The following is a 24,412-nucleotide window of genomic DNA, read 5'->3' as shown; positions in this document are numbered from 1 at the left end:
GACAATGTTGGACAATTATGAGGTGGACAGGTTCGGCGTGATCCACCAGATCGACTTCACACCGATCAAATACGACAAGAAATACATCTCCTATTATGAAGACCTGAGCGACCGGACCATCAAGCTCGGTTATCAGCGGCTTGGCTGGGTGCTTGGTATCACCGGCGAGATTCCTCGTTCCGTGCTGGAAATCGGATATGGCACGGGCACGTTCATCGAAGCCGCGAAGATAACCGGCGTCGCCGATTGCGCCGGCTGCGATATCGCCGAATTCCCACTGCCCAAGGGTGTCCGCTTCGTCGATTGGGATGAGGCGCTCGCCGGCGCCTGGGACCTCGTCGCCATGTTCGACGTGCTGGAGCACATCCCCGATCTCGGCTTCCTTTCCCGGCTTCAGGCCCGCCACCTGGCTGTCGCCGTCCCCTATTGCCGCTGGCGCGAGCTCGGCGCCGAGGGCGACGCGTGGTTCGCCAAATGGCGCATGCGTCTGCCCAACGAGCACCTGCATCACTTCGACCGCGACTCGCTGGTGGCGCTCCTCGCAGCCAACGGTTTCGAATGCGTGACGCTGAACTGCTTCGAGGACGGGATCAGGCTACGGCCAGGCGAAGCAGGTCCGAACATTCTGTCAGGCTTTTTCAGCAAGCTTTAGGCCAGTGGCCTTGCCGACCGGCTCGAGCGCGCCGCGTCACTGTGCCGACCCGCGACCGCTGAGCGGCAATAGCGGACTACTCTTCCAAGGCGAGATCGCCCAGATGGCGACGGACCCAGCCCATCTCCTCAGAAGCCGTGCGTCCAAAATGCCGCTTGAAGTCGCGGCTGAACTGAGCCGCGCTCGCATATCCGACCGAAGCCGCGACCTGAGCGATCGTTGTCTTGCGTGCGATCATCAGTCTTGCCTCGTGCAGCCGCATGGCTTTCACGTACTGCATCGGGCTGCTTCCGGTCATTTCCTTGAAATGAACGTGGTAAGAAGGCGCGCTCATGCCTGCTTCTCCCGCGAGATCGGCGACCGAGATTTCAGCCCTGTAGTTTTCCCGCAGCCATGCGAGGCTGCGCACGATCCTTCCCGACCTGCCTCTTTGCCGCAAGGCAGCGATCATCGCGCCGCCCTGCGGGCCAATCAGGACCCGGTAATGCAGCTCGCGCAGAAGGCTCGATCCAAGAATGGCGGTCTCGGCGGGATTGCGAAGCGCCGTCAGCAGGCGCAGCAGGACATCCTCGATGTCGGACCCCATCCTGCTCGATACGAGACTTCGCGGCCGGTCGCATCCCACAGCCGAATGCATCTCCAGCTGCGCGGCAATCTCGGCCGCAATCCGCATGTCGAACTCGACATAGACCGCAAGCAGCGGGCGATCGGGGCTGGCTGTCGACTCCATTCGAAATGGAACAGGGACCGACACCGCCAGATAATGGTCTTCATCGTAGAGATAGACTTCGCGTTCTAGGATGCCTCGCTTGCTTCCCTGCAGGACAAACACCGCACCCGGTTCGTAAAGTACCGGGACGTCGTGAAGCACCGCCTCGGTCCGGAGCACGCGCACACCCTCGATCGCCGTCGCATTATAGCCAACGCGCTCGGCGATAGCTCCGGCCAACTCAATCAGGTTTCGTCTTCGTCCAACGTCCGCTCTGATAGGATTTGGCAAGCTATTCATAGAAACCGCAATCGTGGACGCTACCGCACCATACTATTTGTCAAGCTGCACTCCATCAATGAAGGACCGCAGGCCATGGCAACAAAGACATTCTTCATCACCGGCGCCAATTCGGGCTTCGGCCTCGCCATCGCTTCCGCCGCTGTCCAGATGGGCCATACGGTCATTGGCACCATCCGCTCCGAGACGTCACGCGCGGCGCTTGCCGGATCCCTCCCAGCGATCCGCACCGTCATCTGCGATGTCACGGAGTTCGACCGCGTGCCGGACGTCGTCGCGCAGGCGGAGGAAGAGCACGGGCCCGTCGACGTCCTGATCAACAATGCCGGCTATGGCCACGAGGGGGTGCTTGAAGAGTCGTCACTGGAAGAGATGCGGCGTCAGTTCGATGTGAACGTCTTCGGCGCCGTGGCGGTCGCCAAGGCATTTCTTCCCAAGTTCCGCGAGCGACGCCGCGGCTTCATTGTCAACGTCACGTCAATGGGCGGCATGATAACAATGCCGGGCATCGCTTACTATTGCGGCAGCAAGTTCGCGCTCCAGGGCATATCGGAAGTGATGCGTTCCGAAATGGCCCCATTCGGCGTTCGCGTTGCCGCCGTCTGCCCAGGCTCCTTCCGGACGGACTGGGCCGGACGCTCCATGGTCCGGACCGGGAGGTCCATCGGCGACTACGATGCGCTGTTCGATCCGATCCGAGAGGCCCGACAGGCGAAAAGCGGCAAGCAACTTGGCGATCCGGACAAGCTTGCGACCGCCGTATTGGCCCTGGTCGAAACCGAAGCCCCGCCGCCGCAGCTTCTGCTTGGCAGCGACGCCCTCAAGCTCGTCTCCGAGCGAATCCAGCGGCTGCAGCAAGAGATCGATGCCTGGAAGGCCGTAACCGTCTCGACCGATGGCTGACCGCGTGGCGGCAAGGGCAAACGCGGGCACACCTGGCAAGCCTGACCTTGCCGGGTGTGCGGCCGGCGGCGACCATCGACGCCGCGCGGCTTTAGACCAGCCTCACCGTCCGCATTGCCTTCCGCGCCGGCTCGCACAATAGTCGGGCCGATGTTCGAGGCGATTGCGAGTCACTGGTCGACGCTTATCCTGATCCTGTCGCTGGCGATGGCGGCGGTGGGCATCGTCCACGCCATCATGACGAAGGAAGACGTGCGCGCGGCCACCGGCTGGGTGGGCGTGATGCTTCTGTCGCCTTTCCTCGGCGCGATCATCTACGCCATTGCCGGCATCAACCGGATCCGCCGCGCGACGATCAGCGCCATGCGGCCGGTCTCGCCCGAGGCCGCTGCCGCATGGCATGACCGGGACGTCGCGCTGGAAGCCTTGATCAACGCCGAATTCGGCCAGCGTTTCACCGGGCTGAAGATACTTGGCGACAGAGTGGCGCGGCGCCCGCTCACCTCGGGAAACACCATCGCGGTGCTCAAGACCGGCGACGAAGCCTATACGGCGATGTGCCGGGCGATCGATGCGGCGCAACGAAGCGTGCTTCTGGAAACCTATATTTTCGACAATGACGCGGTCGGGGCGCTTTTCGTTCAGTCGCTCGGCAACGCCGTCAAGCGCGGCGTCACCGTGCGGGTGCTGATCGACGCCGTCGGCGTACGCTATTCGGTGCCCAGCATCCTGAAGCAGCTCAGGGAGGCCGATGTCACGGTCGATCTCTTCAACGGCAACATCGTCATGGGCCTGAGACTTCCCTATGCCAATCTCAGGACTCACAGGAAGATACTGATCATCGACGGCACGGTGGCGTTCACGGGAGGCATGAACATCCGCAAGGGATTCTCGGCCGAGCTCGCCGGTTCCGGCAGTTCGCGGGACACCCATTTCGAGGTCACCGGGCCGGTGGTGGCGGATCTGTTCTCGGTGGCCGCCGAGGACTGGCGCTTCGCCGGCAACGAAGCCCTGAAGGACGGACCCTGGCAGGTCGAGCGTGTCGTGCCGCCGCCAGGGCAGCCGATGCTGGTGCGCGCGGTCGCGACCGGGCCGGACGCGTCCAACGAAACCAATCTCAAGTTGCTGATGGGTGCGTTTTCGGTCGCCCGCAAATCGATCCGCATCATGTCGCCCTATTTCCTGCCGGACCGCGAGTTCATCAGCGCGCTGACCACGGCCGGCCGGCGCGGCGTCGAAATCGACATCGTCGTGCCGGCGGTGAACAATCTCTTCCTTGTCGACCATGCGATGATGGCGCAGTTCGACCAGGTTTTGAAGCACTATTGCCGCGTCTGGCGCCATGAAGGCTCGTTCGACCATTCGAAGCTGATGGCAATCGACGGCGCGTGGGCCTATGTGGGCTCTTCCAATCTGGACGCCCGCTCGCTGCGGCTGAATTTCGAGATCGACTTGGAAGTGCTGGATAAAAACTTCGCCGCCGAGATCGACGCCCGCATCGCGGCCGCCATCTCCACCGCCCAGCCGGTGACGCTGCAGACGCTGAAGGCAAGGCCGTTCGCAATCCGCGTCTTCGACCGTTTGCTGTGGCTGGGATCGCCCTATCTTTAGAGCAGGAAATCGAGCATCGGGATCATGGAGATAGACGACATCAAAGGACGCAGCCTGCCTGAGACCGTGCTGCTCTCGATCCGCAGCAGAAGCGCGCGCAAGGCGAAGGCGACGCCGCGCAAGCGCGTCAACGACACGGAAATCGTCGTTGCCTCCTACAACGTCCACAAATGCATCGGCACCGACCGCAGATTCGACCCCGAACGGACGGCGCGCGTCATCCGCGAAATGAGCCCCGACGTGATCGCGCTGCAGGAGGCCGACAACCGCTTCGGCGACAGGGCCGGGCTGCTCGACCTGGCCCGCCTGGAGCTGGAAACGGGGCTGGTGCCAGTGCCGGTCAGCGGCAACGGCAAGGGGCATGGCTGGCGCGGCAATGTGCTGTTGTTCAAGCGCGGCACCGTGCGCGACGTCCACCAGCTCAAGCTGCCCGGACTGGAGCCGCGCGGCGCGCTGGTGGCCGAGATCGATCTCGACGAGAAACGGTCGCTGCGCGTCATTGCCGCCCATCTCGGCCTGCTGCGCCGCTCGCGCTCGGAACAGGCCCGCGTCGTGCTCGACATCATGAGCAGCGCCGACGAGAGGCCGACGCTGCTCCTGGGCGACCTCAACGAATGGCGGCTCGGCAACCGCTCGGCGTTGAACACGCTGCACACGACCTTCGGCCCGACGCCGGCGGTGCCGACTTTCCCATCCGGCCTGCCGGTGCTGGCGCTCGACCGCATCATGGGCAACCGGCACGACCTGGTTTCAGGCGTCGAGGCGCATGACACGCCGCTGTCGCGCGTCGCCTCCGACCACCTGCCGCTGACGGCCTTCGTGCATCTTTGAGAGAGGCCGCTTTCAGCCTTCCCTCAGCCACACCAGCATCTCGCCGGGATCCCGATTATCCCAAGCGAAATAGGGAATGGCCTTGAGTTTCGTCTCCTCGGTCGCCGGCGGCTCAGGGCGGTAGAGATCGGCGCCCCAGTTTTCCGTTTCGGCCCGATTGCCGATGGCCGAGAGCGTGACGACGCCGCCGAGCAGGTTCGGCTCCTTGTGCGCCTCGATCCTGGCCGTGCGCGATAGCGCTATGCGATGCAGCCCGCCGCCATTGTCGGTTTCCTCGACGCAGTAGATCAGCGGGCCGCGCGCGAGCGCCACGCGGCCGACGTCCTGCCGCACCTGCGGATTGGCGAAGAGGCGCGCCATCGACATTTCGAGATCAAGCTCGACCTTGTCGCCCTGGCGCCATTCGCGGCGGATCGCTGCATAGCCGTCGACCGTCGCCGCTTCCAGATCGACGAGCTTGCCGTTGACGCGCAACGCCGCCTTGCGGCACCAGGCGGGTATGCGCAGGTGAAGCGTGAACTCTACAGGCGCCTCCGGCCCAATCTCGATCGCAATCGCGCCATCCCAGGGATAGTTGCTGGTCTGGACAAGACTGACCTGCTGGCCGGCGATCTCGAAGCGGGCGCTCGAATTGCCATAGAGATGCACCGCCAGCGCATTGTCGGCTAGGCCATAGAAATAGCTGCCGATGGAGGCCACCATGCGGCCGATATTGGGCGGGCAGCACGGGCAGCGGTGCCATTTCCAGCGGTGATGGCCGCCGCGGCTCTCCAGCGGGTTCTCGTAGAAGAACAACGAGCCGTCGAGCGACAGGCCCGAGATCGAGCCGTTGTACAAAGCGCGCTCCATCATGTCGGCGTAGCGGGCGTTCGGACCCATGCCGAGCATGCGGCTTGCCCAGAACACCAGGCCGACCGAAGCGCAGGTCTCGGCATAGGCGGTCTCGTTGGGCAGGTCGTAGTCGTTGGTGAAGCCCTCATTGTCGGCCGACGGCCCGAGGCCGCCGGTGACGTAGAGGCTCTTCGTCGTCAGATCGTCCCAGAGCCGCTCGAGCGCAACCTTGAGCGTATCGTCGCCATATTCGGTCGCGATGTCGGCCATGCCGGAATAGAGATACATCGCCCTCACCGCATGGCCGACGACCTTGTCCTGCTCGCGCACCGGCTTGTGCGACTGGTTGTATTCATAGGTCTTGAAATGGAAGTCCTTGGGGTCGGCGCCGCGCGCCAGCGCCTCCTCATCGAAATAATGCGGCTGCTGGCCGCGCTGGTCGATGAAATACTTAGCCAGCTTCATATATTTGTCGTTGCCTGTCGCGCGCGCGAGCCTGACCAGCGCCAGCTCGATCTCCTCATGGCCGCAATAGCCCTTCCGCTTGCCGGGCTCCGGGCCAAAAGTGTCGGCGATGTGGTCGGCATAGCGGCTCATGACGTCGAGCAGCTTGCGCTTGCCCGTCGCCTGAAAGTAGGCGACGGCGCCCTCGATCAGATGCCCGGCGCAGTAGAGCTCGTGGCAGTCGCGCAGGTTGGTCCAGCGCAGGCCGGGCTGGATGCGCTGATACCAGCTGGAGAGATAGCCGTCCTCCTGCTGCAGCTTGCCGTACATGTCGATGACGGCGTCGATCTTCTTTTCCAGATCGGGGTTGCGGCGCCGGTAGAGCGAATAGGCCGCGGTCTCGATGGTCTTGCCCCAATCAGAATCCCAGAACATCTGCGTCGTCACGGTGCGCGCGGTAAAACCGTCGCTGACATGGAAGGGGATGACGACGCCTGGCGACGGCACGTCCGGATCGATCTGCTCCAGCATGCGCGCCTCGACGCAACGGTCGTAGAGGATGCCGGCGGTCTTGGCGGCGACCGCGTCGACACGGTCGCCCCAGAAACCGCGGACATCGACCTGCGGCACTGGCAACGGCCGGAAGGCGAGCTTCGGCCTGGCGGAGGGCTGCGCGGCGGGCTGCGATGCGGTCATGATTTCACTCCATTCGAATTACTTGACGGCCCCGGCCATCAGGCCGCGGATGTAGAAGCGCTGCAGCGCCAGGAACAGGATCAGGCAAGGCACCATCATCACCGTGACGCCGGCCTGCACCGCGCCCCAGTCGATGGCGCCGAAGCGGCCGGACTGAAGGGCGGTCATCATCACCGGCAGGGTGAATTTGGACTGGTCGGTCATCAGCACCAGCGCCGCCAGGAACTCGTTCCAGGCGCCGAGGAAGGCGAACAGCGCAATGGTGACGACACCCGGCCAGACCAGCGGCAGCATCACCTTGACGAGCATGGTGACATTGTTGGCGCCGTCCATGCGCGCGGCCTCCTCGATCTCGCGCGGCACGGCGTCGAAGGCGTTGCGCATCATGAAGATCGAGAAAGGCAGCTGCAGCGTGACATAGACGCAGACCAGGCCGGTCAGCGTGTTGTGGAGACCGAGTTTCGTCAGCACCAGGAAGATCGGCGTCAGGATCGACTGGAACGGGATCATGATGGTCGACAGGATCAGGATGAAGAAGAAATCCCGGAACGGAAAGCGGAAGCGCGAGAAGCCGTAGCCGGCGAGCACGCTGACCAGCACCGAGAGCAGCACCGTCATTACCGAGACATAGATGCTGTTCTGCGCCGAGACCCAGAGCCCGTCGCCGAAGGAGTTCAGCGTCTCGTAGTTCTCGATCGAGAAGCCGGTGGTCGGCCAGGGCGGCAGCGGCGGCTGGCGCGCTTCCTGCGCCGGCTTGAAGGTCGACAGCACCGTCCAGACGATCGGCGCCAGGAACAATACCGAGGCGATGATGCCGGTGGAGTGCCTGGCGAGGCTGAAGCCGACTTTCCGGTTTTGCGACATCGCCTCGGCCATCAGTCGAGCCCCTCGGGCTTGCGCAGCAGCCAGAGCTGGATAAGGCTGAGCGCCACCAGGATAACCAGCAGCACCATCGAGAGTGCCGCGCCGTAGCCGAGCTTGAACGAGGCGAAGGACTGGTTGAAGATCCAGTAGACCGCCGTCAGCGTCTGGTTGCGCGGACCGCCCCGCAGGATGATGTAGAACTGGTCGAAGGCGAGAATCGAGCCCGCCACCGACAGGATCAGCGCCAGCGCCAGCGTGCGGCGCATCAGCGGCAAGGTGATGGCCCGGAACCTTGCGAACGGCCCTGCCCCGTCGATGACCGCCGCCTCCTGCAGGTCCTGCGGGATCGACTGCAGGCCGGTCATCAGGATGATCATGGTGAAGCCGGCGACCTTCCACACCACCATGGCGATGATCGACCAGAAGGCCGGCTGGAAGGTGGCGAGCAGATTGACCTTCTTTTCGGTCAGGCCGAGGTCGTAAGCGGCCGGGCTGAACAGGCCGGAATCGACGTTGAGCAGCCAGGACCAGAGCAGGCTCGCCGAGGCGAAGCCGACCACCGCCGGCATGAAGAAGGCGGTGCGGTAGAGGTTGGTCAGCGGACGCGGTTTTTCGATGAAGATCGCCAGCGGGAAGGCGACGGCGAAGATCGCGATGGTGACGATCACCGTGTAGTAGAAGGTGAATTTCAGCGCATTCCAGAAGCGCGTGTCGCGCAGGATCGCGAAATAATTGTCGAGGCCGATGAAGGCATGCTCACCCATCAGCGGCCAATTGTGCAGCGACATCCAGGCGGTCATGCCGAGCGGGATGACGAAAAAGACGGTGACCAGGGCGACGGCCGGCAGGACATAGAGCAGGCCCACCCATTGCCGGCGGCTGACGCCGATGCGTGAGCGGGCGGGAGCGGAGGTTGCGGTGATGGCGGTCATGGCCGGGCTCCCCCTTCTCCCCTTGTGGGAGAAGGTGGATCGGCGCGTAGCGCCGAGACGGATGAGGGGTGTTCCAGGGAACGCCAACGCCTCACTCCGCTGGAACACCCCTCATCCGTCGCCTTCGGCGACACCTTCTCCCACAAGGGGAGAAGGGGGAGCGAACCTCGCGGCGCCTCAGATTGGTGAGCGTGCTTTCTCAACGCTATAAAAACCTGCCATTCAGCGATGCAGTCCCCGGCCGCCCGGCCAGGGAGACGGGGCGGGCGGCCGGTCAGAGCCTTGGCGGCAAAGCGTTGCGCTATCCTCGCCGCCGGCTGGCCCTGGTGTCTACTTGTTCGGCGCCTGGTCGATGATCGACTGCATCGTCTCCTGCGCATTGGCGATAGCGCCATCGACGTCATCGCCGAAGAACACCTCGTTGATCATCTGCGTCCACGGCCCGTTGGCGGAGTTGATCAGGTCGTTGAATACCACCGAATAAGGCGTCCTGCCCTTGGCCATCGCCTCGGCCGCCACCTGGTAGCGCGGGTCGAGATCCTTCAGCGCGTCCTTGGCGATGTCGTTTCGCACCGGCAGGCTGCCATATTTGGCCAGAATGGTCTGGCCTTCCAACGAATAGGCGAAGTCCAAAAACTCCTTCACCACGGCGATCTTCTTGGTGCCCTTGGTGACGACGAAATTGTCGCCGCCGGCGAAGGATGACCAGCCGCCATCCTTGCCCGGCAGGAAGGTGATGCCGTAGTCGACGTCCGGGTATTGCGTGTTGAGCGCGCCGATGGCGAAGGCGCCGGACGGCGAGATGCCGATCTTGCCGCCGGCGAAGGCGGCGAAGAAATTGGCCCCGGTGTCGGTCTGCGCGCCCTCGGGCACCAGCCCCTTTTTGACCATCGAGCGATAGAGGTCGATCGCGCCGCGCAGCTGCGGGCTGTCCAGCGTCGCCTTCGAGCCGTCCTCGGACAGGATGTCGCCGCCCGAGGCCCAGATCAGCGGCGTGAAGGTGAAGATGTTGCAGCCGCCGCAATTGCCGGAGAAATAGAAGCCCTTGATGTCGCCGCCGAGCGCGTTGACCTTTTCGGCGTCGGCCTCGATCTCGGCCCAGTTGGTCGGTCCCTTCTCAGGATCGAGCCCAGCCTGCTTGAACAGCTTCTTGTTCCAGATCAGCACCGAGGCGTCGGCCGAGAACGGCAGGCCGTAGATGCGGTCCTTATAGGTGCCGGTCTTCACATGCGCCGGCGACAGGCTGGCGAAATAGGGCAAGGATTTCGCCCAGTCGGTAATGTCCTCCAACTGGCCGGCGGCGGCGAAGGACGGCGTGTAGATCAGGTCGAGCGAGAGCGCGTCGGGCGCGGTGCCGCCGGCCGCTGCCGCGCCATATTTCGGGATGATCTCGGCATTGGGAATGATGTCGAGCTTGATCTGGTCCTTGTTGGCCTTGTTGAAGGCGTCGACGATGCGCGGCATGAAATTCGAGCCGTCAGCGCGCACCCAGATGTTGGCGGTCTCGGCGGACGCCGCCTGCAGGCCGCCGCCGATGACGGCCGCGGCCAAAGCCAGCTTGGCAAACATGGTCTTCATTTTACTCCTCCTCATGGTTCTCCTCCCTGTTTTGGCTACGCCGCCCGGTCTAACCGGGCGCGTAGCCTTGTTGCTTCATTGCGGCGGACTGCCGCATGACTGACGCACCACCAGCCGGCACGGCAGTTTCCTGATGCCTGGCGCGGCCGGGTGGCCGTCGACGAGCGAAAGCAGGGCAAGCCCGGCCTCGCGGCCGAGGCTCGCCAGGTTCATGTCGATCGAGGTCAGCGGCGGGCGCGTCGCCTCGGCCACGATCTCCCAATTGTCGAAGCCGATGATGCCGACATCCTCGGGCACGCGGATACCGCGCTCGCGCAGCGCATCAATGACGCCGCGGGCAATCTGGTCGTTGCCGCAGAAGACGGCGTCCGGCCATCCTTCCCTGCCCGCCTTGCCGAACAGACTTGCCACGGCATCGCGGCCCCAGGCTTCCGACCAGGCGCCGAGCAGCGGCTCGGCTGTGGGCAAGCCGTTCTCCCTCAGGACGTCGCGATAAGCCTCGGCCCGCGTATGCACCACGGCGAAGCTCGCCGGGCCGCTGACATGGGCGATGCGGCGGCGCCCGAGCCGCAAGAACTGCTCGACCGCCAGCCGCGCGCCCCCGGCATCGTCGGAAACGAGGCCGACCGCGCCGGGATCCGGCTGGGTGAAGGCGTAGACGACCGGGATGCGCAGATTGGATAGATCGACCGGCAGATGGCGGTCGATGCGTTTTCCGGTGGCGACGATGCCGTCGACGCGCTTATCGAGCATGGCCTCGACATGCAGCTGGCCGAGCCGCGGGTCGTCCTCGACATTGCACAGGAACACCGACACGCCCTTGTCGACCAGCGCATCCGAAACGCCGGCCATCAGCGGCAGCGAGAAGCGGCCGTAGGTATCGTTGGTCAGCAGGCCGACGGTGAAGGAGCGTTTACGCAAGAGACTCTGCGCCAGGCTGTTCGGCCGGAAGCCGAGCAGCCGCGCCGTCTCGCGGATGCGCTCGCGCGTCTCCGCCGTCATGCGCCCCTGCCCGTTCAGCGCCTTCGACGCCGTCGCAACGCTGACGCCGGCGGCGGCCGCGACCTCGCGCAGCGTGACCGGCGGCTTGGCGGAAACTGGCGCTGGCTCGGCGTCTGAAACCATTTTCGGTGCAGGACCTCCCAAGTTGAGAAAACCTTTGCTCACAGAGGCCTGCCGCATTCGAGCCGGGGGGCGGATGTCGAAAGCAACCACTTGGGAAAAGGTTTTCTCATGCAGAGAGTAGGGCGAAGATGAGCATGAAGGCAAGAATTTTTTTGTGACAATCGGGCCCGCGAAGGGCATCAATCGGACGGGCTTCGGAACGTCGCAGATCAAACCACTTTGAACGGAATGGGCAAACGGCGACGCCCCTGCGGTAGCAGCTAGCGCGCGCCTTCCAACCGGACGGCCCTACCCCAAAGAGCGAAAGCTGGACGGCGGCCGCGACACCCACGCCTCTATCTCGCGGCTTACCAAACCGGCGGCTTGGTGGTGGATGAAATGCCCCGCGCCAGGGATGGCTATAAGCGACGTGACGTTATCGACTTCGCGGAAGGTGCCGTCATAGGCGTTGGTCGGAACATAGGGATCGTGGGCGCCGAACATGACCAAAGTCGGAGCCTTGACCAGGGGCAATTGGCCGATATCCGGCACCCTGCCGAGCGGAATGTTGGCTCTGTAGTAACCCAGCATCGCCTCCGGATCGGAAAGCCGGAGCGACTCTGCAAGCGCCTGCCTGTCGACTTCATCGTCGACCCATTCAGCAAGCTTCTCCGGCGCTGGCATGGCGGATGCTCCTGCCTCCTGGAAAAGGCGCATATAGGCGAAAAACCGGGCATTGGTCGGATCGGCGATGGCGCGCAGGTAGTTGCGCGGATGAGGGGTGGAAAGGACGACCAGATGGCGAATCACCTGCGGCACCCGCATAGCCAGCCACCAAGCAATGGTAGCACCCCAGTCGTGACCGACGATCGAGGCCTGGGACAGTTGTTCGGCCACGAGCACTGAAAGGACGTCCTCGACCAGATGCGGCAGTAGCGTGTATTGGGCATGCCCCCGCGGCGCGTCGCTTCGCCCGAACCCGCGCAAATCCGGTGCCAGCACCCTGAAACTGCCGCACAGAGCCTCGATCTGCCGGCGCCAACCCAGGCTGTAGTCGGGAAAGCCGTGCAGGAAAAGAAGTGGCGGGCCGGAGCCCGCCGCGACGTAGTGCAGTTTGACGTTCCTGTTCGATGCGAACCTAGACTCGAAACCTGTCTTCGAAGTCACCCTGACCGGCCGCCGCGATCACATTTTGACTTCGAGGCGCAGGAACGGGCCTTGGAACACCTGATTCTTGTGGTCTGCGTTCACAAGCAGATTGTGCCACGCTTCGACCTTGTAACCAGCGGTGAAGGTAGTGTTCGTTATCGGCGTCCAGCTCAGGCCGAGCGATGCGTCGAGATTCGAGACCGTCTCGTTCGAGCCCTGACTGGCCACCGTTTCGGAAAAGTGTTCGTCAGGGTTTGTGGAGGAGATATTGAAACCGAGACGCTCGGTGCGGCGGCCCCACATGACGGCGCCTGAAGCTGAACCCGTCAGGCCCCAGTTTTCGCCAACGGGATAGTAAGCTTCCGCACCAACGTGCGGACCGATGCCCCAGTACTCGGCCGTACCGATCTTGTCAGCGGCGATACCCTTGTCGGCGGGATTGGTAGGCGTGAACTTCTCTGAAAAGTCGCCTAATGTTTCGTCGGAATGCACCAGTCGCAAGCCGCCGAAGAAACGGATGTCAGCCTGTTGCACCTTGACGTGCTTGCCGATGTCGAAATCGAAAGCCTGGAAGCTGTAGCCGTCGCCGAAATTAACGCTCACCATGCCGTTTGAAGGACTGGTCACAGGTCCCTCGCCGAGAAGGACCGACCGGTCCTTGCCGAGATGGAAGGCGCCGGCAAGTCGCCAATCAAGGTCCGGAGAAATCTGCTTGGTCAGCGCCACCGATCCGGAGATATCGCCGTTGCTGTTGCCCAGCTTATCGCTGCTGAGCTTGTCGTCGTTGTGGACATTGTTCCAAAAGTACGCGCCTTCAAATGCGAGCTTAACGCGCGAATCGATGACCGTCTGATCCGAAGGCTGCGCCTCGGTGGCTTGAGCCGTGCCCACGCCTATTGCCGTCACGGAGGCAGCCGATGCCGCCACCGTAGCCAAAAATTTACCCTTGCCCTGCGAATGCATTTAAGTCCCCACCCAGATTCCAGCCGGGGTCGTTATTGCAGACAAGTTTATAAACGCATATTGCCGCTGCGGGATGCCAACGACTTTGCGGCGCCGCTGTCCCATTTTTGCAACAATAAGGGACATCGTTGGCTGAACGAATACCAAGGTGGTCGGGCGTTCAGACATGGAGGCAAGGTGAGCGATCCAGCGCAAATTGAAGGCATGCTCAACAATCTCGTCTACAACCTATTCGCGCGGAGCGGGCAGGATGATGGACGAGCAACCCGCGCTAAGGAAATCGGCAGTCTCGTCGTCTTCGACCATCCGGAGGCCGTGGACAGGATCGCCAAGACTCCCGCCCTTTTTCGCAAGAATTTCTCTCTGATCTCGGCGCTCGGCTTCAGCCGCTTCAACACCAACGACGAGGAATGGGCTACCAGGCGCGCGATCACCCAGGACCGCTATCTCGCGGCGGCGAAGCCCGCCCATGACCAAGGCGTGGCTGAAGTCTTCGGCAACTGTCTTGCCGGCTGCGAGACCTCGCTCGCCGGCATCCAGCAGGCGCTTTTCGCTGGTGCCATGACGATTTTCTACCAGGCGTTCGGCCTTGTCGCGCAGGCGGGGCCGACGGCCACGCTGCTTGACCGCACGCGCGAAGTGCTGCGGCGCCTGCAATATTATTCCTGGGTCACGCCCACCGATGCCGAGCGCAACAGCGCCATTCAGGATGCCCGCGCGATCATCGCCGATTTCGGCTCGCAGCTTACGGCAGACCCACGCACGGTGGCGGAAATGGCCCGCTTCTCGGAGAAGGCTGGCGGAATTGACGGTTTTTCGCCAATCGAAGAGTTTGTGATGAACCTCTTTGCCGGCGTCGAGACCACCGTGACGACGGCGCTATGGGTGATCGACCGGCTCGGCGCGAACCAAAAGGCCCAGGAGCGCGTGCATCAGGAGATCGCCGGGGACGAAGAAGAAACACCGTTCACGGACTGCTTCATCAACGAGACGATGCGCTATTTTCCGCCGATCCCGTTCCTGACCCGCGAGGTGGGCACCGATACGGTCATCGATGGCACCGCACTGAGGGCCGGACAGCTTATCATGCTGTCGATCGTCGGCGTTCACCAACATCCCGCCTTCTGGGAAAATCCGAGGACTTTCGATGCCAGCCGCAAGGAGTTCATCAACAACAGTTTCGACCGCCGCGCCTTCATCCCCTTCCTGACCGGACCGCGTATGTGCGGAGGCGCACGCCTGGGCCGACTCGAGGTGGAACAGGCGGTTCGCGCGGTCGTGCGCCAGTTCGCCTTTACCCGTGCCGACGACGTTATCCGCTTCGACTATGCGCTGGCGCTGCGCCCGGCGAGCGGCATGTCGGTCACGGTATCAAGACGCTAACGGGCCCGCCTGCCTGTTTCGACCGACATTTAAGCAAGTCCGAAAAGCCGCTAATCAATTTCCCGGCCGCCTCGTTGGGGTCGAGATCGGCTGGGAGCATATATTTTCATCGAAGTGCGATCCCGCCGTGACGGACTGCTCATATGGCTGATAGAAAACCGAGGATCAGGAAAGCTTGATCGGGCGTCATCAGCGACGGCGGGTTGCCGGCATCGATGTAGTCGACGATGCAAAGATCGGGTCGGGTGCGGCGTGATTGTTCGAAGGCTTGCCTGTCGATAAGCCCGCTCTCGCGGTCGTACATGAGCATGATGTGGGCCTCGAGCTTGGCGACCATTGGGAACAGGTCATATTTGCGGCCGGTCATGGCCTCGAAATTCCCGGTCGTGGCCGGATCGTAGGCCAAACGAAACCCGCCAGCCCCCGCGGCAATTCTGCTATCGATAAACCGGTCGAGGACCCGCGTCTCCACCCGCCCCATGCCCGGATTTGCCGCACGCAGATATTCCCCTGCCTGGGCGCGCGTCTGGAATACAAGCGCTGCTTCGCGGATGGCCTCGTTTCGCAATGCATCGACCTTCGGCCCGCCAACCAGGGGAACATCGTTGAGGACAATCCTGTCGACGCGGCTGCGGTTCGCATAGAGGAACAGAACGAGGATCAGCCCGCCCCATGACGTGCCGACGAAATGGTTCTCCTTGCCGGAAAACTGACCGAGCGCGCGCAGGCACCTGGAATAGAGATCAATATCGTAGCCGGAGCCCGTATAGGCGCTGCGCCCCCGTCCGAGCAGGTCGGGGCAGATCACCAGATAGCCATTGCGGCAAAGGAACGCCGCGAGATAATCGAAATCGGAGCCATTGCCGGCAAAGCCGTGCAGGCAGAACACGGTCCCGCGCGATTGTCCGGTCGGCTCCCAGATGCGCACAAACATCGAGGCATAACGATCGCCAAGACGGATGAGGATTTCCTGCGTCAACACCTTGGTGTGCTTGGCCTCGTCCATCAGGCGTCCCGCTTGCGGACGGCGCGTTTCATTGCACCGCGGGCGTCGATGAAATCGCGCTTCCAGTAGACCGACTTATCGAGGTTGAGCAGTTTCGCCTCCTTGATCAGCGGCAGGATGTGCGAGGACGAGCGCGTCGCCATCACGGTCGCGGCAATCGCGTTGCCGCCGGGATCGGGATTGAGCGGCCCCCTGTTTGCAACCCACGTCTCGGCAATTTCGCGGTTGGTCACGATCCAGCCGACGTAAGCAACGATCGCATCGTCGATGGAACCGATGAGATGCGTCTGCTGCTCGATCTGGTAGCGCAAGGACTTTACCATCTGCCCGAATTCGTAGCCGTCAAAAGGCGGGTAGTGCGCAATGAAATTGCAGACGAGCCCGAGAGAGACCGGGTTGAAAGGAACGCGGGTAAAGAGAAGCTTGCTCATGCGGACTCGGGCGTTTCGATTGCGCGCGGAAGATTATGATCAGCAGCAGGGGCGCGGCTAGTGGGAAAGCGCAGCCACACGACCGACCTTGAGCAGATCCATGCCATACGAGCTGGCGCGGCATCTCAGGGGTGGGAGGTCATCGGCGCCGCGATGCCGCTCCGGCGCCCGGCTCACACCAGCCTCTTGCCCTCGCTTGCCACCATGGCCCTCCAGTGGCTTCTCGGTCGGCGCGGGCCTGGAAACTGCCCTGTCGAACAAGATGACCGTCGGCATCGAATACCGTTACTCGCAATTCGAGAAGGAAGACTTCTCGGATGCATTGCCGATCCCGAGCGGTCTCGCGATGGCGACGCCGTCCTTCCACACCGTTCGGATCGACGCCAAGTACAAGTTCAACTAAGCCAAGGCCTCCAGCCAAAGCGAAAGCCGCCGGTCATTCCGGCGGGCTTTTTTGTTTTGTCGGGAACGCGCCCGCGTGGCCGTCCTATGGTGCGAGACCTAACCAATAGAGGATGCCATGAGAAAGCTCATCGTCACCGAATTCATCAGCATCGACGGAATCGCCGAGCACGAGAGGCTGCCGAACGTCGCCTGGACCGACGAGATGCAGGCCTTCAAGGAGGATGAGCTTGCCGACAGCGGCGCCATGCTTCTCGGACGCGTGACCTACGAAATCTTTGCCGGCCACTGGCCTGCGGAAAAAGGCGACTTCGCCGACCGCTTCAACGCACTGCCGAAATATGTCGCCTCGACGACCTTGAAAGGCCTCGATTGGCATCCGGCCGAATTGCTCGAAGGCCCCCTTACCGATGCGGTCACCCGGCTGAAGCAACGAAGCGGCGGCAACATCTATGTGCATGGCAGCGTGAATCTCGCCCGGCAACTGCTCGGCGTTGGCCTTGTCGATACCCTCAGACTGCTCGTTTATCCGGCAGCCGCAGGCCAGGGCGAAGGGCTTTTTCCTTCGGACAAACCGACAGCACTCGAGCTTGTCTCGGCCGTGCCGTTCAGCAATGGCGTGGTGGCGATGGAATACAGGGCGGTCGCGAAAGCTTAGACTAGATCAGGATGACGTTTCGTTGAATCGCCATCCTGATCTAACTCTTTGTTGGAGCATGATCTTCTCCGAAAACCGGTTCCCACTTTTCGGGATCATGCTCTAGAGCGGCGGTTTTCCGTCCGGAATTGCGTCAAAACAAAGAGATAGGCGTTTCGCCGTTTCCGTGAAACGGTGAAACGCACTAGTGGCCTACTGTCTAAATGCCCGGCTGATCTGATCCTGCAGCGGCTTGACCAGATAAGACATCACCGAGCGATCCTCGGTCCTGATGAAGGATTCCACCGGCATGCCGGGAACCAGCTTGACCTCGCCGAGCCGCGCGACCTCCGCGGCCGTCGTGGTAATGCGCACCGTGTAATAGCTGACGCCCGTGCGCTGGTCGGTGGTGATGTCGGGCGAGGTCCGCTCGACGACGCCGTTGATCTGCGGCGTAGTGCGCTGGTTGAAGGCCGAAAAGCGCAGCGAAGCGGGCTGGCCGACCCACAGCTGGTCGATGTCGCTCGGCGCGATCTTGGCTTCCACCGCAAGGCTGTCATTGTCGGGCACGACCTGCATGATCGTCTCGCCCGGCTTCACCACGCCGCCGATCGTATAGGCGATCGACTGCTGCACGACGCCGTCCTGCGGCGCGCGGATGTCGACCCGCTTCAACTGGTCCTCGGCGGCGACCTTGCGCTCCAGAAGCTCGCCCATCTGGCCGTCGACGTCGCGCAGGTCCTTGTTCACTTCGGTGCTGAGGTCGAGATCGATCTGGATGATCTGCAGCTTGATCTCGGCAATCCGTCCCTGCGCCTGAGCCTGGGCCGCAATCAGCTGGCCGCGCTCGCCGTCGAGGCGCGTGGCCTCTCGCTCGGTCTGGGTCAGCCGGTCGATGGAAATGAGCTTCTTGGCCCAGAGCGTACGCACCGAGGCAAGCTCCTTCTGCACCAGCTCTATCTCCTTGCTCTTGGCCTCAGCCTGCGCCGTGTCGCCGGCGATCTCCTTTTCGAGTTGCGCGATGCGTTCCTCCAGCTGGCTCTTCTGGCCGGCGCGGGACGTGCGCCGTGTCTCGAAATGCTGCTTCTCGCCGGCCACCGCCTCGGCGACGTCGGGATCGGCAATGCGGTCCAAAAGCTCGTTCGGAAAGATGATGGCGTCGCTGCCGCGGCGCTCCGAATCGAGGCGCGCCTTGCGCGCGGCGAGCTGGTCGAGCGCCTTGCTCACCACGCCAAGGTTGGCTGCCGGCACGGTGCGGTCGAGACGGACCAGAAGATCTCCCGCTTTCACGTGGTCGCCGTCCCGGGCGTCGATCTCCGCAACGATGCCGCCGGTGGAATGCTGCACGTCCTTGACGTGGGAATCGACGACGAGGGCGCCGGGGGCGATGACCGCGCCGGCGATCTCGGTGACCGATGCCCAGCCACCGACGCCGCCCGCAAGCAGGAGCACCACGCCGACGCCAAGCCGCGTGTAGAAGCGGATGGATAAATGCGAGGCGCCTGATATAGCCATGTCAGCGCCCTGCCTCGGTTCCGTCGGCAACGGCCAGATGGGGACCGTCGGAAGCCACTCTCAGTTGCGGGGCGCCGGTCGGCACCGGCCGCAGCGTCGGGAACATCTTGGCGAACACCTCGTCTTTCGGGCCGAAGGCATGGACGCGTCCCTGATTCATCGCCAGCACGAAATCGACGGCCGCCAGCACGTTCGGCCGGTGCGCGACGAGCACGACAACCCCGCCCCGTTCGCGGACGCCCAACATGGCCTTGATCAGGGCCTGCTCGCCGTCCATATCGAGGTTGGAATTCGGCTCGTCCAAGACCACGAGGAAAGGATCGCGATAGAGCGCGCGCGCCAGCGCGATGCGCTGGCGCTGACCGGCCGAGACCGCCTCGCCGTGCTCGCCAATCTCGGTTTCGTAGCCTTCGCGAAAACCGACGATGAGCTCGTGCGCGCCCGCTGCCTTCGCCGCGGCGATGATGGCGCCGGGGTCCGCGTCCGGCTCGAAGCGCGCGATGTTCTCGGCCACGGTGCCGGCGAAGAGCTCGACATCTTGCGGCAGGTATCCGATATGGCGGCCGCGCTCGGCCTGAGACCATTGATCGAGGTCGGCGCCGTCCAGCTTGATGCGGCCGGCGACCGGTTGCCAGGCGCCGACAAGCGCGCGCACCAGCGTGGACTTTCCCGACCCGCTCGGTCCGATGATGCCGACGCCGTGGCCCGCCTCCAGAGCGAAGCTTGCATCGTGAACCAGCAATCTCTGCGTGCCCGGGGCGCCGACCGAGACGTTTTGCATGCCGACATTCGCGCTCGGCGGCGGCAGCAACATCGGCTCGGTTTCAGCCGGCAGCGCCGCCAGCACCCTGTTCAGCCGCTGCCAGCCCTGGCGCGCGGTGACGAAGCCCTTCCAGTTGGCGATCGCAAGATCGACCGGAGCCAGCGCGCGGCCGCTGAGGATCGAGGCGGTGATGATAATACCCGCCGTTGCCTGCCCCTCGATGACCAGCCAGGCGCCGAGGCCGAGCATCGACGACTGCAGCAGCATGCGCAGGACCTTCGATATCGCGCCGAAGCCGCCGGCCACGTCGCTCACCTTGCGCTGCTCGGCGATGTAATCGAGGTTGGCGTCTTCCCACCGCGCGGTCAGACCGCCTGCCATGCCCATGGCGGCAACGACCTCGGCGTTGCGGCTCCCAGCCGAGATCAGACCGTTGCGCCGAATACCGGTCAAAGTCCCGGACGACACAGGCTTTCGCGTCAATCGCTCGGCAAGCACGGTCAGAGCCACCAGCACGATCGCCCCAAGCAGCGCTGTCACGCCTAGCAACCAATGGAACATGAAGATGATGACAAGGTAGAGCGGCAGCCAGGGCAAATCGAAGAGCGCCGTCGGCCCCATGCCGGACAGGAAAGCACGCACGCTGTCGAGGTCGCGCATCGGCTGCAGGCTATCGCCCGCGCGCCCGTTTTTCAGCGGCAACTGCAGCATCGACGCATAGACACGGCGGCCCAGCGCCTCATCCAAGGCTCCGCCAATGCGCACAAGCACGCGACCGCGCACGAAATCGAGAATGCCCTGGCCGCAATAGAGGATGACCAACAACACGGTGATGCCGATGAGTGTCGGCAGGCTGCGGCTCGGCAACACGCGATCATAGACCTCGAGCATGTAGAGCGAGCCCGCAAGCATCAACACGTTGAGCACGCCGCTGAACAACCCGACCGCGAGGAAAGCCGACCGGCAGGAGCGAAGCGCCTCGGCGAGTTCGGAGCGCGCGGATTGCGCTCGCCGGCCTGTCGGTTTTGCCGGCCGCTTGCCGCCTATAGGCGCATTGGTTTGCCTGGCGATATCGCCGATGCTGCTGTCCGGCGTGGGCCGGCGCGCGCGAAACAAAGCCAAGCCGCCGAAGCCCACCATTGCCGCACCAAAAAGCGTCTCCCCCATCGACCCGGGCCGTCCTGGCGAAAGCCAGCCGTTGCCGCCGAGAAGGAGCAGCACAGCGCAAGCAACTAGGACGAGGCCGACGAGCCTTACCTTTGCCTGCGCTGAACCAGATGCTGCCTTGGCTACCATTGTCGAAGCGACACTGAACAAAACACTCCGGTCATCCAACCTGCCTGTCGCACGTCATGGCTCGACAGGCCGACCGCTGCCTCAGCCGCCGTCATTGGCGTAGACATGCAGTATCGCCCCTTCGAAGGTCATGCCGGTATTGTTGTAGAAATCGAGCTCCTGGTGGATGAGGTTTCCGGCAAGCTCGGACCCGGCAGTGACGGATTCGGCATCCAGTCCCACGTTCCAGGCTGTGCTGCTTGCCTTCACTGCACTCCCACCGCCCCAGTCCTCGAAGTGAGAAGAAGAATTCCCGCCATTCGTCACCTGCAGCCAGTCGATCGCCTGGTCGAGATATTTGTGCGGGCTGTTGGGATCGGAGGCATCGCCGATCGGATTCCCGGCGAGGTAGTTGAGCCAAGTCGCGACCGCGTCGCGGGCAAGGACGAAGCGTGTATCCTGCTGATCCTTGACGGACGCATCGATCACCTTGAGCGCATCGGCGTAGGAAATGAAGAACGTATCCTCACCGGCGTCGGTCAAGCCGTTCTTGTTGTAGTCGCCGATCAAGAGGCCTGGCTTGCCCGGATCCAGCGTTCCGTTGTGATCGGCATCGACAACATAGCGCAATTCACCGGAGGCGAAGTTCGGGCCGGATTTGTCGGCGCCTGCGACGCCATCCCAGAATGATTTGCCGAGATTGGTCCAGAAGCCCGGCGTGCGCACGCCGGGACCTGCGAATGATTGGACCGTCGCGGTATCATTGGCGGAAACGTCATTGGTGGTATCGTCGTCATGGGCATGCACCACGACCGTGTTGGTTCGCGAGTCGGCATTGGGAAGCAAGTTGAACGAGCTGTTGGCCGTGAAGACCCAAGTCTCGTTGCTGTCGACCTGATAGTCGTTGTCGAGATCGCCGGACACATAGTGAGTGCCATGCGAACTGTTGGCCACGAAGCCGCTGAGCAGGTTGATGTCGTCACCGGTATTTCCCGGTGTGCCGTTGTCGTCGACGAGTGAGGTCAGCGTGAGCGGGTCGAACGCACCGGCTGCGCTCGTGTTGGTTATCTCATAGTGATAGGTGACGTTCTGTGCACCCGACTGGACCGTTTCGGACGAGTGGAAAATACCGTCATGATCGGCATCGACGGTCTTCTCAATGGCCACTGACGGCGCGACATCCTTCACCGTCACGGTCGCGTCGTCGGTAGCATACACGTCGCTGGTGCTGTCGTCGTCATGGGCGTGCACGACCACCGTGTTGGTAATGCTGCCCGCATTGTGAGCATCGACGCCGACGGTGGCGCTGAACACCCACTTCTCGTCGCTGTCGACAAGGTAGTCGCCATCGGTGTCGCCCGACACATAGTGCGTGCCATGGTCGGAGCCGGCGACAAAGCCGGTCAGCAGGTCGATGTCATCGCTGGTGTCGCCGGGTGTCGCATCGTCGTCGATCAGCGAAGTCAGCGTCAGCGGATCGAAGGCGCCGGCCGCGCTCGTGTTGGTCACCTCATAGGTGTAGGTGACATCAGCGGCCGAGCCCTCGTTGATCGAAGTCGGGTTGGCGGTCTTCTCAATGGCAATCGACGGCGCGACGTCCTTCACCGTCACGGTCGCGTCGTCAGTGGCATGCACGTCGCTGGTGCTGTCGTCGTCATGGGCGTGCACCACCACAGTGTTGGTAATGGTGCCGGCATTTTGAGCACCGACGCCGACGGTGGCGCTGAACACCCACTTCTCGTCGCTGTCGACGAGATAGTCGCCATCGGTGTCGCCTGTCACATAGTGCGTGCCATGGTCGGAGCCAGCGACAAAGCCGGTCAGCAGGTCGATGTCATCGCTGGTGTCGCCGGGTGTCGCATTGTCGTCGATCAACGAAGTCAGCATCAGCGGATCGAAGGCGCCGGCCGCGCTCGTGTTGGTCACCTCGTAGGTGTAGGTGACGTCAGCGGCCGAGCCCTCGTTGATCGAAATCGGGTCGGCGGTCTTCTCAATGGCGATCGATGGCGCGACGTCGTTGACCGTCACGGTCGCAGTGTCGTTGGCGGACACGTCATTGGTGCTGTCGTCGTCGTGAGCATGTACCACCACCGTGTTGGTGATGGTGCTGCCGGTGGCATGAGCGTCAATGTTGACGTCAGCGCTGAATATCCAGGTCTCGTTGCTGTCGACAAGGTAATCGTTGTCTGTATCGCCCGACACGTAGTGGGTGCCATGCGAGCTGTTGGCGACGAAACCGCTCAACAGGTTGATATCGTCGCTGGTGTCTCCCGGCGTCGCATTGTCGTCTACCAGCGAGGTCAGCGTCAGAGGATCACCGGCGCCATCAGCGCTCGTATTGGTCACCTTGTAGGTGTAGGTGACCGTCGTCGACTCGCCTTCATCTATTGAGGTCGGATCGACCGTCTTCTCGACCGCGACCGCGGGAGCGTGATCCACGCTGGCTTTTGCGATGACGCCCCATTCCTCAAACCCGCCATCCGAGTCACTTGGGTTCCCGAAAGCCGAATAGAGATAGACGTAGTTACCGGTTGCCCCGGCGAAGAAACTGGTCGGAATGTAGACAAACAGATCGCCCACCCCGCTGCCTGCGGGCGCGTCCTTTCCAGCGTCCAACTGAACCGTCACGTCACCGTCGGTGGCATTTCCATCAACATTATAGAGTAGTTGCTGCGCCTGAAGCGTCGCAAGGGTGGTGATATTTGGATCCGTCGCCGAATATATCTGTAATGAGTTGAGCGACAGCAGCGATCCCTTGTCGCTGTTCGGCTCATTGGCGTCGAGCTTGAAGACGTAGTAATCGTGGCCGTTCACGGACACTACCTGCATATCGCTCAGGAGAAGCGCATTGGTGTGCTCCTGCTGCTTATCATCCAGCGGCAGCGGAGAACCATCGGTGTTGAAGCCGCTCTCGGTGCCGTTCGCGCCAAGCACGAGAAAGCTATTGTAGTTGCCCGTGCCAGCACCGCTTTGCTGTTCAGCCGAAAATACGGTGCCGTCGGTCAAAGTCTGCGACGTTGTCCCGTTGGTCAGATCAACCACTGTGGCCATGTTCAACTCCCTTAGCGCCTAGGCGCGCCACTTGTTGGCCGCCTAAGGCGGCTGATTTACCCCATGCCAATAGCACCGAGATCGGCGCCCAATTCCGTGCGGGAGGAGGATCGACGTGGCATTCAGCAAGCAGCGACCACCGGCCGGCAGCAAGCGCCACATACAAGATGGCTGCTCACGACTGCTGGTGGCTCGATGTGATGGCTGTAGCGGCACAGATGCCGCGCTGCGTTCCCCTACCCCAGTAGCGCAGTATCTCGTTGTTGCCGATCTCGAGATTGTTCACGCTACTATATTAGGATATTATTAACTCTACCGCAGCGTGCGTCAACGGGCAATTCGATGAAGAGTTAATGACAGAACTCAAATCCGGGTGCGAATT

The 24,412-nt window shown here is 62.8% G+C and carries 20 protein-coding genes; 7 read left to right on the top strand and 13 right to left on the bottom strand.

Translation table 11 applies throughout. The annotated features are described in order from the left end of the window. Positions 1 to 4 precede the first annotated feature (4 nt). A complete protein-coding gene (locus tag LB538_RS21750; RefSeq protein WP_224529221.1) occupies positions 5 to 652 on the top strand; it encodes a class I SAM-dependent methyltransferase in 648 nt (215 codons plus the stop codon). A gap of 76 nt (positions 653 to 728) precedes the next feature. Here LB538_RS21750 and LB538_RS21745 read toward each other — a convergent pair whose 3' ends face one another. Then, positions 729 to 1,661, bottom strand: coding sequence for an AraC family transcriptional regulator (locus LB538_RS21745; protein WP_224529224.1), 933 nt, complete (start codon positions 1,659 to 1,661; stop codon positions 729 to 731). Between the two features lie 75 nt (positions 1,662 to 1,736). Between LB538_RS21745 and LB538_RS21740 the strand changes: the two genes are divergently transcribed. From LB538_RS21740 to LB538_RS21730, 3 genes are all read left to right on the top strand, one after another. After that, positions 1,737 to 2,564, top strand: a complete 828-nt coding sequence (locus LB538_RS21740; protein WP_224529226.1) for an oxidoreductase — start codon at positions 1,737 to 1,739, stop codon at positions 2,562 to 2,564. Between the two features lie 150 nt (positions 2,565 to 2,714). After that, positions 2,715 to 4,175, top strand: a complete 1,461-nt coding sequence (locus LB538_RS21735; RefSeq protein ID WP_224529228.1) for a phospholipase D-like domain-containing protein — start codon at positions 2,715 to 2,717, stop codon at positions 4,173 to 4,175. Between the two features lie 24 nt (positions 4,176 to 4,199). Beyond that, a complete protein-coding gene (locus LB538_RS21730) occupies positions 4,200 to 5,006 on the top strand; it encodes an endonuclease/exonuclease/phosphatase family protein (RefSeq protein WP_181170758.1) in 807 nt (268 codons plus the stop codon). A gap of 12 nt (positions 5,007 to 5,018) precedes the next feature. On the opposite strand, the gene LB538_RS21725 is transcribed toward LB538_RS21730, so the two are convergent. From LB538_RS21725 to LB538_RS21695, 7 genes are all read right to left on the bottom strand, one after another. Continuing rightward, entirely contained in the window at positions 5,019 to 6,977 is a 1,959-nt protein-coding gene (locus LB538_RS21725; RefSeq protein WP_224529231.1) for a glycoside hydrolase family 127 protein, read from the bottom strand. A gap of 18 nt (positions 6,978 to 6,995) precedes the next feature. Then, a complete protein-coding gene (locus tag LB538_RS21720; protein ID WP_224529233.1) occupies positions 6,996 to 7,853 on the bottom strand; it encodes a carbohydrate ABC transporter permease in 858 nt (285 codons plus the stop codon). After that, entirely contained in the window at positions 7,853 to 8,773 is a 921-nt protein-coding gene (locus LB538_RS21715; protein ID WP_224529235.1) for a carbohydrate ABC transporter permease, read from the bottom strand. The genes LB538_RS21720 and LB538_RS21715 overlap by 1 nt, the downstream gene beginning before the upstream one ends. 330 nt (positions 8,774 to 9,103) lie before the next feature. Then, positions 9,104 to 10,351, bottom strand: coding sequence for an ABC transporter substrate-binding protein (locus LB538_RS21710; protein ID WP_224529238.1), 1,248 nt, complete (start codon positions 10,349 to 10,351; stop codon positions 9,104 to 9,106). A 75-nt stretch (positions 10,352 to 10,426) separates the two neighbouring features. Further along, positions 10,427 to 11,476, bottom strand: coding sequence for a LacI family DNA-binding transcriptional regulator (locus LB538_RS21705; RefSeq protein ID WP_224529240.1), 1,050 nt, complete (start codon positions 11,474 to 11,476; stop codon positions 10,427 to 10,429). 288 nt (positions 11,477 to 11,764) lie between these two features. Next, entirely contained in the window at positions 11,765 to 12,622 is an 858-nt protein-coding gene (locus LB538_RS21700) for an alpha/beta fold hydrolase (RefSeq protein ID WP_224529242.1), read from the bottom strand. A gap of 18 nt (positions 12,623 to 12,640) precedes the next feature. Next, on the bottom strand, positions 12,641 to 13,567 hold the full coding sequence (locus LB538_RS21695) for an Lpg1974 family pore-forming outer membrane protein (protein ID WP_224529245.1): 927 nt from the start codon (positions 13,565 to 13,567) through the stop codon (positions 12,641 to 12,643). Positions 13,568 to 13,627: 60 nt separating this feature from the next. Here LB538_RS21695 and LB538_RS21690 point away from each other — a divergent pair, with 60 nt between their 5' ends. Further along, the gene (locus LB538_RS21690) at positions 13,628 to 14,950 is read left to right on the top strand and encodes a cytochrome P450 (RefSeq protein WP_224529246.1); all 1,323 of its coding nucleotides are present in this window, start codon (positions 13,628 to 13,630) and stop codon (positions 14,948 to 14,950) included. A gap of 139 nt (positions 14,951 to 15,089) precedes the next feature. Here the strand turns inward: LB538_RS21690 and LB538_RS21685 are convergent, their stop codons facing one another. Together LB538_RS21685 and LB538_RS21680 are read right to left on the bottom strand one after the other, a co-directional pair. Further along, entirely contained in the window at positions 15,090 to 15,956 is an 867-nt protein-coding gene (locus tag LB538_RS21685; protein ID WP_224529248.1) for an alpha/beta hydrolase, read from the bottom strand. Continuing rightward, positions 15,956 to 16,387, bottom strand: coding sequence for a hypothetical protein (locus tag LB538_RS21680; protein ID WP_224529250.1), 432 nt, complete (start codon positions 16,385 to 16,387; stop codon positions 15,956 to 15,958). The genes LB538_RS21685 and LB538_RS21680 overlap by 1 nt, the downstream gene beginning before the upstream one ends. A gap of 262 nt (positions 16,388 to 16,649) precedes the next feature. Between LB538_RS21680 and LB538_RS29370 the strand changes: the two genes are divergently transcribed. Together LB538_RS29370 and LB538_RS21670 are read left to right on the top strand one after the other, a co-directional pair. Next, positions 16,650 to 16,790, top strand: a complete 141-nt coding sequence (locus LB538_RS29370) for a hypothetical protein (protein ID WP_411909046.1) — start codon at positions 16,650 to 16,652, stop codon at positions 16,788 to 16,790. 117 nt (positions 16,791 to 16,907) lie between these two features. Continuing rightward, positions 16,908 to 17,447 carry a dihydrofolate reductase family protein gene (locus LB538_RS21670; RefSeq protein WP_224529254.1) on the top strand — a complete coding sequence of 180 codons (540 nt, stop codon included), beginning with the start codon at positions 16,908 to 16,910 and terminating at the stop codon, positions 17,445 to 17,447. A 192-nt stretch (positions 17,448 to 17,639) separates the two neighbouring features. Here the strand turns inward: LB538_RS21670 and LB538_RS21665 are convergent, their stop codons facing one another. The 3 genes from LB538_RS21665 to LB538_RS21655 all read right to left on the bottom strand — a co-directional run bounded on the left by LB538_RS21665 (position 17,640) and on the right by LB538_RS21655 (position 24,030). Beyond that, entirely contained in the window at positions 17,640 to 18,941 is a 1,302-nt protein-coding gene (locus LB538_RS21665) for an HlyD family type I secretion periplasmic adaptor subunit (protein ID WP_224529259.1), read from the bottom strand. A 1-nt stretch (position 18,942) separates the two neighbouring features. Next, a complete protein-coding gene (locus LB538_RS21660) occupies positions 18,943 to 20,871 on the bottom strand; it encodes a type I secretion system permease/ATPase (RefSeq protein WP_224529262.1) in 1,929 nt (642 codons plus the stop codon). A 210-nt stretch (positions 20,872 to 21,081) separates the two neighbouring features. Further along, the gene (locus LB538_RS21655) at positions 21,082 to 24,030 is read right to left on the bottom strand and encodes a hypothetical protein (protein WP_224560574.1); all 2,949 of its coding nucleotides are present in this window, start codon (positions 24,028 to 24,030) and stop codon (positions 21,082 to 21,084) included. Positions 24,031 to 24,412: the final 382 nt, after the last annotated feature.

This window comes from Mesorhizobium sp. Ca11 (assembly GCF_020165275.1).
Classification (GTDB): Bacteria; Pseudomonadota; Alphaproteobacteria; order Rhizobiales; family Rhizobiaceae; genus Mesorhizobium.
Note: the sequence above shows the minus strand (reverse complement) of the source record. Positions and strands in the feature narration are given on the sequence as shown.